Source organism: Lonsdalea britannica (assembly GCF_002111595.1).
GTDB classification, from domain to species: Bacteria; Pseudomonadota; Gammaproteobacteria; order Enterobacterales; family Enterobacteriaceae; genus Lonsdalea; species Lonsdalea britannica.
The window spans coordinates 1-13406 of sequence record NZ_LUTN01000011.1; the positions used below are offsets into that span (position 1 = coordinate 1).

Below are 13406 nucleotides of genomic sequence, written 5' to 3' on the forward strand. Positions count from 1 at the left end.
GGAGGGCAAGGCGCGTAGCGCCGCAGTGAATCCCTCCCTCACCGCCGCAGACAAAGAAAAAGCCCCAGACATGGGCCTGGGGCTTTTAACAGTAGCGGTTCGCTTATAGCGTTTAAATCAGGCGTAAGCCAGTAAGGTGCGCTGACACAGTTCTGAACGGACGCAATCATGTTTATTAAACGAGATCACGCCCACCATTTCATCTTCCGTGAATCGTTCCAGCGCGTCGCGCAGACCCGAACTGACACCTGCAGGCAGGTCGCATTGGGTGATATCGCCATTCACAATAACAGTGACGTTTTCCCCTAGGCGCGTCAGGAACATTTTCATCTGGTTCACCGTGACATTCTGTGCCTCATCCAAAATGACGACGGCATTTTCAAACGTTCGTCCACGCATATAGGCAAAGGGAGCAATCTCAACCTTCGCGATTTCAGGACGCAGGCAGTACTGCAGGAAGGAAGCGCCCAGTCGTCGCTGCAAAATGTCGTATACAGGACGGAAATAAGGTGCGAATTTTTCAGAGATATCGCCAGGTAAAAAACCAAGATCTTCATCTGCCTGCAAAACCGGGCGAGTCACGATGATCCGGTCAATTTCTTTGTGAATCAGTGCTTCCGCTGCTTTGGCCGCACTCAAAAATGTCTTACCACAACCGGCTTCTCCGGTGGCAAAAATTAACTGTTTATCGTCTATTGCAGACAAGTATTGTTCCTGGGCTTCTGTCCGGGCTTCTATCATCGATGTATCGCGATTTTCTCGCGCCATTCCGATGGACTCAATGCCCCCCAGCTGAACCAGAGAAGTGACCGAATCTTCTTCACGCTGGCGATGATTGCGGGCTCCACGTCTGATGACGCGTTTCGCTTCACGGCGTGCTTTGATCACTGCTTTTTGTCTTCCCATAGTGCCACCTTACAGTTTGTTTCACATACCGCATGAATCGGCTTCTGCGGCGCTGCATGTACAAATGAGGTTTGGCTTCCTTATTAAGCCGCTCGACAACACAAGAGGGGAAAAGCCGCCTGCAGGCGCGGTGACACCACCGAGCGTCGATGCAGTCGGTTTTCGATAAAAAGGGATAACATTTGATAGGACACGTGAGGTGAATAAAATCGGATGGAGATAACGAGTGAGAACGATGAGGGTAGAATACCCGCCGCAGCAGATGTGCGGTAAACAGCGATGAAGATTTATACTATTTCGTCCCTTTAAGGACTTCACCATTCTCGCCCCTTACTGTGACAACAACTATTCACAAGAATAATAATTGACAGACCAACATCCTTGCTAAAAAAATTACTGCTAAAGGATGTCAGCAATATGACAGTGCAATATTCTTCCCCTTCTGACAAGACTTTTCACACTGTCATATTATAAACGTATAGTTGAAGTCTCCCGGTTTACAACATCAACGCGGTTTCCCGTGAAAAATTTTTCTCCCATTCCAAAAACTGATCGTATTTACGCAGTGCGCTACGATAAGTGTTTTGTTCCAGATCGGGGATATCGCTGCAAATTTGCTGCTGAAGACTCTCATTTTCAACAAGGAGCTCGGAAGGATAATGACGCGTAATAAGTAATTCATCCAATCTACGCAGACGAATCACATATTCTCGCATCGTACTGTATTGCACTTCCGTTTGGTCGATAAGATAGCGGGTAAATGATTTGATATTGAAGTAATGCGCTGGCGGCTTACAGAAGACTTCGCTGCAGAACCGGCAGAGAGGAATTAATTCCGCCTGCATCGATTCCCAGGTCTCGTCATCGATCTTTCTGTCCAGATATTCGAGCGCTTTTTTATTGAGGGGCTTCGATTGGTAAACCAATGAGACACGGTCAAGTGATTTGCCGCAGTTGGCGCAATGACTTTGTTTATGTTTAAAATCTTTTAAATACCGACTAAGAAGCAGTTTCTTCCTGGCTGACTGAGACATGAATCCATTCCATGACAGTAAAAAGGGATAGCGACCGGCCTACGCTTCCAAATTAACTTTCATTCATTAATTTAACGCGCAGGCGCTTAATCGCTTGGCTATGTAATTGACTCACCCGTGACTCCCCAACCTCCAGAACCGCACCGATCTCTTTTAAATTGAGCTCTTCCTGATAGTAGAGGGTCAAGACGAGTTTTTCGCGTTCTGGAAGATTATCGATGGCATCCATAACACGCTGACGGAGGTTGACGTCCATAAGCTGTTTCAGTGGATTAGCATCTTCGTTGCCTTCCAGTAAGGCTTCGGCGCTATCGCCATGTTCCTCACGCCATTCGTCGTAAGAAAATAGCTGGCTGTTATTGGTATCGAGCAGGATCTGACGATAGTCCTCAAGGGAGATATCGAGAATTTGCGCCACTTCTTGTTCCGTTGGCGCTCGGCCCAGCTGTTGCTCGGCCTGTTGCATGGCATGAGCAACTTCTCGCGCGTTACGCCGCACGCTACGTGGGGCCCAGTCGCGACTGCGCAATTCGTCCAACATGGCGCCACGGATGCGCTGAACGGCATAAGTGGTGAATGCCGTCCCCTGCAGGGAATCGTAACGCTCAACTGCGCTGAGCAGCCCGATGCCGCCGGCCTGAAGAAGGTCGTCAAGTTCCACGCTTGCGGGTAAACGAACCTGCAAACGAAGAGCCTCATGGCGCACTAATGGTATATAGCGCTTCCATAAGGAATTTTTGTCCATTGTTCCTTCAGCGGTATACAGCTCACTCACAGTGACAAACACCTAGATAATAAAGTTATCGGTACTATTATGCGTTCGTATAGTGTAGCCAATCGAATGAATAGGCGTGAAAAAAGTATGCTATTTAAGATATACAAGAAAGGTAAGGAAGTTTTACACCGCTATCTGGCTGCCGCCAGATTATTGAAAATAAGTAAGATAAAGAATCATACCACCCAATGAGCAGGACACCATTTATGTCCAGGGTGTAGAAATGTGGCCGCGTATTTTAACCTCTGTAATTAAATATGTCTTCACTCTTTGAAAAATTATCGTTTTTACAAAAAAACGACCATTTCGTTTGAAAAGACTCCGGCCCAAAACCCTCCCCCATTTATTTTGACCAACGAAACGAACGTGGTTGATCTCGATAAAGTCGCGAGGGTTTTGGCCATCAGCAGCTACCGCCTATTCTGGCGCGTTTTCATTTGAAACAGCGTCGGTTTCGCGTACCGCCGCTTAATATCTTTCAATATTTTTAACGTTTCTGTCGGACCTAAGTCCGGGACATCTTTCACCCGCACACCGTGTTTATCACGAAAATAGTTAAGCGCTGCTTTTTGATTCTTGGTGTAATTTTCTTGGGAGAAAATGGTCGAATGCTCAAAGTCTTTATGGTCAAAGCCAATAAAGTCTTTCGCGTTATCGATATCCGCAAAATACCAGAATGGCGGATGCATGCCCGCGTTTATAATCGCCAGCGTATGGTCCACATGCTCTAACGCGTTGTAATAGGTTTCGTCCATATATCCCACACGGTCAATACACGCCTTCGAGTAGTAAACAAATGCGCCGTCGCATGTCTGATACAGTTGAATTCGACCACCAGCATAATCCGCGTTCATTTTCGGTTTAACCACTTCATCGAGACAGGCAGGCGTCGCCTGACTGAACATGAAATGTTGAATACCGCTGATCCTTGATGCCTGAATATATCGCTCGAATACGGATTTGTTTTTGATATAGACATCATCCTCAATCAAGAAAAAATGGTCGACATTGCGTTCATGTAAATACCGTAACGCAATGTTTTTACTTTTTCCTACCCCCAGGTTTTCGGGGTTATTGATCAACGTATGCGTGATCTCATGAAACTCGGAGAAAAGATGACCATCATTCACAATGACAAGTTCATCCAGAATATCCATCGGCAAGGAGCGATAGAGCTTGATTAACTCATCTGGACGATTATGAGTTATTATCCCTACCCCAATTTTTTTTCCGTTAATCATATTTCATCTGCTCAATGAACCAAAAAAGTCTAGCCGGGGTCGGCGATCGTTGCGTCCCCCGGAGAATGTCACATTAATCCGGCAGCCAGGCTTTCTGCCACAACAGCAAATTATCGCCGCTGAGCATCCAGTCACGGTAAACCGCCTGGCGTAATTCGTCCCCCATTCGCGCAGTCGCGTCGAGGTCGGCCAGATGCATGCGGATCGCATCCATCCAGTCTTTATAGCGGTTGCGTACGCGAGTGACCGGCAGGTCGCACTGGTAAGGCTCGATATCCGTACAAATAACCGGATACCCGCAGGCCCCGTACTCCAACAAGCGCAAGTTACTCTTACAGCGGTTGAAGATATTCTCTTCCAGCGGCGCCAGGGCCAAATCCAGGTTCAGTGAAGCCAATTTCTGCGGGTAAAAATCGATATCCACCCCTTTGTGGAATTCATGGATATAGGGGCGTAATTTTTCAGGGCACATCCCGAAGAAGACCCACTCCACTTCATCCGCCAAATCCCGCACGATATCGGCGATCAGTTCCAGATCCCCGGTATGGCTGCTCCCCCCGCCCCAACCAATGCGGGGTTTCTTGCCCTGACGCCGCAGGGAGCTGAGATTAGACCACCACGCCACCGGCAACCGGTTTTCGACCACGTGAATATTGTCGTGGATACCCGCGAACGCCTCCGCCATCGGCTGCGTCGAGACCACAAAACGGTCCATGAACCCCAGACTCTTACGCATCGCTTTCAGTGCGTCTTTGGGGAGCCCGGCTCTGTGCACGCTTTTCAGCGGGATATTAGGGAGGTAGTCGTCCAGCTCATATACCTTGAACGTATTGTTGAGCTTGCTGATTCTCTCGATCCAGTCATGAAAATACGCCGACACCTGTTTTTGAAGCACCAGCACCTCAGGATCATAACGCGTCAGCGTCGGAGTATTCAGATAAACATTGGAGAGCTTGCCATCGATCATGCTGGCCTCTTTCAGCGCATTGAACGGCTTGATGATGCGATAGTGGCCGCATCCGGTTTGGTCTGACATATGCGCCATCACCACCGGCAGCGGGCGCCAGGTCAGCGGACGCCAAATGAGTCCAGCATCCTGCTCCATCTCGAACCCGCGTCCATTTAAGGACAGGTTGATGTTGTAGGCAGGATCCCGGGCGATGACCGGAAGCCACTTCTCGTACATTGCCAGCTGTTCGCTCTGGAAACGCTTCCTCTTCGCCTCCTGCGCTGAAGTGTCGACCTTTTTCTGGCTCACGCTACCTTCGTGCATCACTGTGGCAAATGGCGTCCATACGGTGAGATAGCCCGCCTCACGCACTTTCAGACACAGGTCCACATCGTTGTAGGACACTTTAAAGGCCTCTTCATCCAGCCCGTTAACCTGCTGGTAGATGGACTTTCTAATCAGGAGGCAGGCGGCGGTAACGACACTGTAGTTTTGGTCCACTTTCAGGCGTTGCATATAGCCGGGAGCGTCCATCGGATCGCCGTTAAAGGGATGTTCAGCGGGTCCGCGCAGCCCCAGAATAACGCCGCCATGCTGGATGCCGCCATCCGGATAAACCAACTTCGCACCGACAATACCGACTTCGGGGCGTAGCGCGTGGTTAAGCATGTTATCCAGCCAATCCGGCTGCACCACTGCCGTATCGTTGTTGAGCAACAGCAGATAGTCGCCGCGCGCCTGCTCGGCGGCCATATTGTTAATCGCCGAGTAGTTAAAGGCGTGGGGATAACGAATCACGCGGATGCGATTAGGATCGACCTTCGCAAGCCCATCCAACCAGGCTTTCGCCTCAGGCGTTTCGCTGTTGTTGTCGACAATCAGGAGTTCATAATTGCGATAGCGCGTTTTCTCCAGCAGGCTGGTGACGCAGGCGACCAGCACCGGAAGTTCATCTTTGGTAGGGATGATGATAGAGACCAGCGGTGATTCTTGATGGCCGTATACCATCCGATAATGTCCGGGCAAAGTCGCGATGGCTTTACCGGAAGCATAGCCACGGCGCTGAAGATGCCTGTCCAATACGGCGATTTCATCTTCATTGGTCGAAATTTCCAGCTCACCCGAGATGGTGAGGAACTCCGCCAGATGTCCAATGGAACCCATGCCCTGCTGCTCAATCAAGCGCAGGATGTACTCCAGCTCCATGCAACTGGCGTATTTCGTATCGAAACCGCCGAGTGACAAAAACAGCTCGCGGTTGAATAACCAGTGCCGCGTCATGACCGCAGGCAGACTCAGCAGATAGTCCAGATTGAAGTCCGGTCGACATGACAGCCCCAGTTGACCATCTTTACCGCAGATCAGCTCATCGCCATAGATGGCGCTGCAGCCCTGTGCGGTCACCAAACCCAAGCTGGTCATTAGCAGGCCGCCTGCGGTAAAGAGCTCGCCTGCCTCAACCAGCATCAACCAGTCAAAGGTCTGTTCGCGTACCACTTCGTTGAGGGTTCTGACCAGAATTTCCTGACGGATTTCCAGCACCGTACAGGTGGGAAAGCGTGACGCCATTTCCGAGGACGAAGTCAGGATAATGCGCTTAAGCTGGACGCCATCGGATTCGATGGTTTCGAGGCTCTCGACGGTCGCATCTAATTTCTCTTCGTCGCCTTCGGTATCCAGAATGACAATACCGAATTCGCGGCCGTCCAGATGCTGACCTAAATACTCTTTAATGAGCACCGATTCACTGGCGGTCGGGTAACGACTGGCGACCCAGTCCGGCGTGGTGCTTTCTTCCTTTTTACCCTCTAATGCGGCTTTCATGCCTTTTTTGAGGTCAAAGGTGTAAAAATGTTCTTTTTGGTCCAGATCGGCAATCTCGAGCACGTCCGTATTTTCAACGTCGCGCGCGAAAAAGATCGAGTTTTGGACCTCGCGGAAGTAGGCCGCCTGTTCCTGGAACTCCGCTCCGCTGATGGAACCGTCCACCCTCTCCGCAGGTACACGCCGGTCGGTCAGCGGCTCGGACAACATCGCCAGATCGCCATCGCGCAGCAGTGCAAGGTAGAAAGCCAGCGGCGCCGTATAGTTCAGCTTGACGCCGTTTAGGGTGAACAGGGTTTTAGGGGACAGCATTTCTTGCCGTACTAAAACGCAGCTCAGTTCCCCAATAAAATTTGTCGCATACTGAGTCAGATAATGAATGACACTCTGTCCACGAATCTGCACGTTGCCGGAAAATGGGTATGCAGTTTCAGCAATGTCATTGAGTATCTGCCCCTCTCCATCAATACGACGGCGGCGTGATGAACTCAACACCACGCTGTCGTCCTCTTCCATCACTGCGGTCAGCAGTCGGACATGGTCTTCTCTCAGGACATCACCGTCGCTGAGGAAGTTGACATATTTACCTTCTGCGAACGTCAGGCTCTCTGCGCAGAGATCGTGTTCAGAAATGTCGCGGGACTCGCAGCGGAAATAGCGAATGGGATGGCGAGACACATCACTGACCTTATACACGGCATTCTCGATGAGCGTGTCGGCGCTGGCGTCATGAACGATGATTTCTACATTGTCATAATCCTGAAGGGTTGCGCTCAACAGTGCGAGTTCAAAGTATCGGGGTTCCTGCGCGGGAATAATGATACTGACGAGTGGGGACTTATTCATGACTAACCCTCTATGTGCATTCGATGTAACCGGACCTGACTCTGTATTGATGTGATGTCCCGATGGTGGACAGGACATCCCAATCTAATAATAAGATGCTGAATACCAGCTCAAATACGTGAATTCATCTTCTTTATACCGGCTAATCTCGGTATTGCCCGCGCGCGGGCGATCTTCAGCATAAAAAAAGCCCCGCCAGAGGCGGGGCTTTTTAGACAGAAGAGGAAACAGATTACTGCAGCAGAGACAGAACGGTCTGCGGAACCTGGTTCGCCTGCGCCAATACTGAAGTACCAGCCTGTTGCAGGATCTGAGCCTTGCTCATGTTGGAAACTTCTGTAGCGTAGTCAGCATCCTGGATACGAGACTGTGCTTCGCTCAGGTTGGTAGACGTGCTGGTCAGGTTGTTGATGGTGGAGTCAAAACGGTTCTGAATCGCACCCAGGTTACTACGCATGTCATCTACGGTAGACAGTGCTTTATCCAGAGTCGTCAACGGGTTTTCCGTCGCAACGCCAGTCAGGTTGTCGGTAGAAGCATCAACGGTCACGGTCATCGCGCCATCGTCAGTGATGGAGATGTCGTTAGAAGTCAGTTTGTAGTAAGCAGTAGCACCAGATGCGCCAACGCCTTCAACGTCTGCAGTCAGAGTACCGCTAACGAAGTAGTTACCGTTGGAGTCAGAAACCAGGCCGGTAGCATCCAGAGAAGAAGTACCAGAGAAGCTTACTGACGCATTAGCGCTCAGCGTGATGCTGTTGTAGGTAGAACCGCTTGCAACAGCAGTCGTTGCGCTGCTTGCAGGACCATCGACGTTGAAGCCAGTCAGGTTCAGAGAAGCAGTGTTAACTTTCTGCAGGTTGATGCTGATGGTCTGACCATCCTGAGAACCAACCTGGATAGAGATGGAAGTTTTGCTACCATCCAGCACTTTCACGCCGTTGAAGTCGGTCTGCTGAGAGATACGGTCAACTTCAGACAGACGCTGAGTGATTTCGTCCTGGATTGACTGCAGGTCGGAAGCAGAGTTAGTACCGTTCTGAGACTGTACGGTCAGAGTACGGATAGCCTGCAAGTTGTCGTTGATTTCGTCCAGTGCGCCTTCAGTGGTCTGCGCCAGAGAGATACCATCGCTTGCGTTGCTGGAAGCCTGAGTCAAACCGTTGATGCTGGAAGTGAAACGGTTAGAGATAGCCTGACCAGCGGCGTTATCTGCAGCGCTGTTGATTTTCAGACCAGAGGACAGACGTTCGATCGCGGTGCTCAGAGAAGACTGAGATTTGTTCAGGTTATTCTGTGCAACCAGCGAGATGCTGTTGGTGTTAATTACTTGTGCCATAAGAGATTTCCTTTTAGATATCCGTCAGGACTTAAATCGTTAGGGTTCAGGCTTTTCTGCCCACGGCGTCAACCACCGTCTACAGAAATATCGGCGTTGCCCTAATGATCTTTAGCAATTAAAACCAATATTTTTAAAAGTGATATTTTTCATGGAGTTAAAATAAAAAAACCTCAACGAGGAAGCGTTATTTTAACAAGTGATGCGGTATAAATCGGGTTTCGGCGCTTATTTTTCACACAAAAAAACGATAGCGCCTTGAATTTTTGTGGTTCATCGACCCCGCCTGCGACAACTTAAAACACCCTTACAGATTAAAGTTTGTCACCAGCGTAGCAATCATATCGAAGAACTCGCTAAAAAGATGCTCGGCGAATTGAGGTATCAGCATCATCAACGTACCTATCGTCATAATCCCCACCGTCAGCGTCACGGGAAAACCAATGACAAACACGGACAGCTGCGGGGTCATTCGGTTTAGCAAACCGAGAGCCAGGTTGAGAACCAGCAGCAGCGTCACCAACGGCAGCGCCAGCATCAGTCCATTAATAAAGATAAGACTGCCTGCGCGTGCAATAGAGTAGAAGACATTGGTGTCGATGGGCGACGTATCGATCGGAATCACATGAAAACTATCGGCAAGCATGGAGATCAGCCAAAGGTGTCCATCAAACGCCAGAAACAACAGCATAGCCAGCAGGTTGAGAAAGCGCGCCAGCACCGGCATGTTCGGCCCACCGGACGGATCGAAGAACGTCGCGAACGACAGCCCCATCTGTAAGCCAATCACCTCCCCGGCCATACGGAAGGTCGCGAACGCCAACTGCATCGTGAAACCGATACACGTGCCGATCAATATCTGTTTGACCAACAGCCAAAGCCCTTCGGCGGAGAAAATGGGGACGGGTGTAATGGTAAGGTGCGGGCCAATCAGAAACGTCGCCAGCAGACCCAGACCAATTTTGGCCTTGGTGGTAATTTCTTTTTCGTTAAGTACCGGAGCCGTAGAGATGAGCGCCATCAGGCGTATAAAAGGCCAGAAGAATTGGTTGAGCCAGTAGTAGATATCAGCGCTGGTAATGTCAATCATGCTTAGCCGATCATGGTAGGCAAATTGCTAAACAAGGTACGCATGTAATCAAGAAACAGTCCGAGCATCCAGGGACCGGCAATAATAATCGTCAGGAAGACGGCCAAAATCTTCGGAATAAAGGACAGCGTCATTTCGTTAATCTGCGTTGCCGCCTGCAAAATACTCACGATTAACCCGGTAACCAGCGCAGCCAGCAACAAAGGCGCGGCTAACGCCAACGCCACTTTCATTGCTTCACTGCCTAACGCCATGACCGACTCAGGAGTCATAAAATATCCTAATGCTCAATGTTAACTGTAAAAACTCTGCACCAATGAGCTTAGCAGCAGCTGCCAACCGTCAACCAGTACAAACAGCATAAGCTTAAACGGAAGAGAGACCGTCGCCGGAGGCACCATCATCATCCCGAGCGCCATCAACACACTGGCGACCACTAAGTCGATAATCAGGAAAGGAATAAAAACGGTAAAACCGATCTGAAATGCCGTTTTGAGTTCACTGGTGACAAACGCAGGCACCAACACCCGCATAGGTATGGCCTCTGGGCCTTCCAGCGGCGGAATATCCGCCAGTCGGGTAAACAGAGCCAAATCCGTTTCGCGCGTCTGACGCAGCATAAACTGACGCACCGGAGCCGAACCGCGATCAATCGCCACTTCCATGGAGATCTTCTCCTGACTGAATGGCAGATACGCGTCCTGATACACCTTGGTGATCACCGGCGACATAATGAAGAAGGTCAGAAACAGGCTCAACCCAACAATAATCTGGTTGGGCGGCGCCGTGGCGGTCCCCATGGCGTTTCTTAACAGACTCAGCACGATGATGATGCGGGTAAAGCTGGTCATCATCAGCAATACGGCAGGGATAAACGTCAAAGACGTCAGCAGAACCATCGTCTGGATCGGCAGTGACCAGCTCTGCGCCCCATTGGCCATTGGCTGACTAATGATGCCCGGCAGCTGCGCCCAGGCGTTTGGCGCGATAAAGACCATCACGCCGGCAAATAAAACGCGCCGCAACAGCCGCGCCCATCGAGATGAAAACCTGTTCATTCTGACTTTTCCGAACGATTCATGACCTTACTGAGGAGTTTGCGAAAGTCGGCAGGATTAGCTGGGGCTGAAGCTTGAGCGGCATCGACCGCTTTTGCCGGCAGCGTGTGCAGCGGCGTCACTTGCTGCGCCGTCACGCCGAGAACCAGCCAGGTATCGTCGACTTCAACGATCACCACCTTCTCGCGTTGCCCGACTGGACAACTCGATATGACTTTCATCATCTGATTATTGCGGGCCTGAGGCGTCACGCCGAGTTTTTTGGCGAGCCAGGCTAATAGAAGGATAAACAGGAGAATGCCTCCCAGCACAGAGCTAACCTGCGTCAGCGCCGAGCCGGGAGTTTGTGACGGGGCCTGGCTATGCGCCGGCACCGTCACGGATGCGGAGGTCTGCTCCTGAGTTTGCGCCATAGGTTAGCGACTCAGGCGACGCATACGCTCAGACGGAGTGATGATATCAGTGATACGTACGCCGTATTTATCGGCCACCACCACCACTTCGCCCTGTGCGATCAGATAGCCGTTGATCAGGATATCCAACGGTTCGCCGGCCAGACCATCCAGCGCGACCACTGAACCTTGTGAAAGGCGCAGCAGTTCTTTAATAGTCATTTTTGTTCGACCCAGCTCCACCGTCAGTTTGACCGGGATATCCAGAATCAGATCGATGTCCTGAGACATTCCAGGCGCGGCGTCGGCATCCAGCGACTTGAATACGCCTTCGCTACCGCTTTCGTCTTTTTCCGCGGCTTGCTGCTCATTAAATGCATCAGCCCACAGATCGTCCACGGATTCTTTTTCTTCGGACGGGTTCTTGGTGTCACTCATGGGGCTGTCCCTCGTTGTTCAGAGAAGTCAAAATTGGATTCACTAACTGTTCGACTCGAAGAGCATATTGTCCTTTGTAGGTGCCGTACTGACCGGTCAATACTGGTACACCGTCGACATGGGCAATGATGCTGTCAGGTTTTTCTATAGGCAATACATCGCCCGGCTGTAACTTCAGCACTTTGGACAACCGCAGCGACACATCGGTAAAGTTGGCGACCAGCTCCAGCTCAGAATGCTGAACTTGCTTGGCCAACGTATCCCTCCAGCTCTGATCTTCCTGCCGTGAGTTCTCCATCGGAGGATTCACCAGCAGTTCGCGCAGCGGCTCGATCATGGCAAAAGGAATACAAATATTGAATTCGCCGGTCAGGTTGCCGATTTCCACGTGGAAAGGCGTGGTTACCACGATATCGTTAGGCGATGTCGTGATGTTGGTAAACTTGACCTGCATTTCGGAACGTACGTATTCCACGTCCAACTTGTAGATCGCGTTCCACGCATCGCCGTAGCTTCCAACGCCAGGCGCAGCATTCTTTTCACCACGCGCTGTTCGGTGTGGGTGAACTCTCGCCCTTCCACCTTGGTTGGGAAACGCCCATCGCCGCCAAACAGATTATCTACCGCGATAAAAACCAGGCTCGGAGAAAACACGAACAGCGCGGTGCCGCGTAGCGGCTTCAGATGAATCAGGTTGAGGTTGGTCGGCACCGGCAGGTTACGCGCAAAATCATGATACGGCTGGATTTTGATAGGTCCGGCAGTAATATCCGGGCTACGACGCAACAGGTTGAACAGCCCCATGCGGAACTGACGGGCAAAGCGCTCATTAATAATTTCTAACGACTGCAAGCGCTCACGAACAACACGCCGTTGCGTATTGGGGTCGTAAGGCCGGATATCGCTCTCGGGGCCAGAGGCCGACTTGGCTTTGCTATCGCCGTCGTCACTGTCACCGTTGAGCAATGCGTCAATTTCTGCCTGGGAAAGAATACTGTCACTCATAATATTTATCGCAGTATAAAAGCGGTGAACAGAACATCCGTGACCACCTGGTTGGGTTGCCCTTGAACCAGAGGCGGGCTAAGAACCTGTTTAATCTCGTCAATCAGCTTCTGCTTACCTTGTTCGTTTGCCAGAGCGGCCGAATCCTGTCGGGAAAGCAACAACAGCAAGCGGCTGCGTACTTCCGGCAAATAGCGGGTGAAGCGGCTCTTGGTTTCTTCATCTGGCAAACGCAGGGTGAACCCAACGTACAACACACGATCGGGATTGTTATCCGGATTAACCAAGTTAACAGTGAATGTATCCAATGGCATGAATACAGGTTCCGGGGGAGGCACTTCTTTTGCCACCGTTGGCTCAGCGTTTTTATGATAAAAGAACCACCAACCGGTGCCGGCGGCACATGTCGCTACCAATGCGATAACGATTAGCAGCATTAACAAGACAGAACGCTTGCGTCCCGACTGTGATTTTTCTTCAGCCATAGACTAAGATAATTCCTATACTCA

At 50.7% G+C, this 13406-nt stretch carries 12 protein-coding genes and 1 pseudogene; all 13 read right to left on the reverse strand.

The window, feature by feature from the left end; genetic code table 11:
- Positions 1-117 precede the first annotated feature (117 nt).
- A complete protein-coding gene (gene phoH / locus AU509_RS10430; RefSeq protein WP_094118284.1) occupies positions 118-906 on the reverse strand; it encodes a phosphate starvation-inducible protein PhoH in 789 nt (262 codons plus the stop codon).
- 497 nt (positions 907-1403) lie between these two features.
- Positions 1404-1940, reverse strand: a complete 537-nt coding sequence (gene fliZ / locus AU509_RS10435) for a flagella biosynthesis regulatory protein FliZ (RefSeq protein ID WP_094118285.1) — start codon at positions 1938-1940, stop codon at positions 1404-1406.
- Positions 1941-1992: 52 nt separating this feature from the next.
- Complete coding sequence (locus AU509_RS10440; protein WP_085653721.1) at positions 1993-2715, reverse strand: RNA polymerase sigma factor FliA; 723 nt, start codon at positions 2713-2715, stop codon at positions 1993-1995.
- Positions 2716-3125: 410 nt separating this feature from the next.
- Entirely contained in the window at positions 3126-3956 is an 831-nt protein-coding gene (locus AU509_RS10445) for a glycosyltransferase family 2 protein (protein WP_139824044.1), read from the reverse strand.
- Positions 3957-4029: 73 nt separating this feature from the next.
- The gene (locus tag AU509_RS10450; RefSeq protein WP_162896357.1) at positions 4030-7575 is read right to left on the reverse strand and encodes a glycosyltransferase; all 3546 of its coding nucleotides are present in this window, start codon (positions 7573-7575) and stop codon (positions 4030-4032) included.
- A gap of 232 nt (positions 7576-7807) precedes the next feature.
- Positions 7808-8914 carry a FliC/FljB family flagellin gene (locus tag AU509_RS10455; protein WP_094118288.1) on the reverse strand — a complete coding sequence of 369 codons (1107 nt, stop codon included), beginning with the start codon at positions 8912-8914 and terminating at the stop codon, positions 7808-7810.
- A 307-nt stretch (positions 8915-9221) separates the two neighbouring features.
- Positions 9222-10004, reverse strand: a complete 783-nt coding sequence (fliR, locus tag AU509_RS10460; protein WP_094118289.1) for a flagellar biosynthetic protein FliR — start codon at positions 10002-10004, stop codon at positions 9222-9224.
- A gap of 2 nt (positions 10005-10006) precedes the next feature.
- Positions 10007-10276: a flagellar biosynthesis protein FliQ gene (gene fliQ, locus AU509_RS10465; RefSeq protein WP_085653716.1), complete on the reverse strand. Its 270-nt coding sequence runs from the start codon at positions 10274-10276 to the stop codon at positions 10007-10009.
- Between the two features lie 21 nt (positions 10277-10297).
- Positions 10298-11029: a flagellar type III secretion system pore protein FliP gene (gene fliP, locus AU509_RS10470; RefSeq protein ID WP_176223476.1), complete on the reverse strand. Its 732-nt coding sequence runs from the start codon at positions 11027-11029 to the stop codon at positions 10298-10300.
- A 29-nt stretch (positions 11030-11058) separates the two neighbouring features.
- The gene (fliO, locus tag AU509_RS10475; RefSeq protein WP_094118291.1) at positions 11059-11475 is read right to left on the reverse strand and encodes a flagellar biosynthetic protein FliO; all 417 of its coding nucleotides are present in this window, start codon (positions 11473-11475) and stop codon (positions 11059-11061) included.
- A gap of 3 nt (positions 11476-11478) precedes the next feature.
- On the reverse strand, positions 11479-11892 hold the full coding sequence (gene fliN / locus AU509_RS10480) for a flagellar motor switch protein FliN (protein WP_094118292.1): 414 nt from the start codon (positions 11890-11892) through the stop codon (positions 11479-11481).
- Positions 11885-12897 (reverse strand): annotated as a pseudogene (fliM, locus tag AU509_RS10485) (flagellar motor switch protein FliM). Before fliM ends, fliN begins: the two are co-directional and overlap by 8 nt.
- A gap of 5 nt (positions 12898-12902) precedes the next feature.
- Positions 12903-13382 (reverse strand): flagellar basal body-associated protein FliL, encoded by a 480-nt coding sequence (fliL, locus tag AU509_RS10490; protein ID WP_085653383.1) that lies wholly within the window; start codon positions 13380-13382, stop codon positions 12903-12905.
- Between the last annotated feature and the right edge of the window lie 24 nt (positions 13383-13406).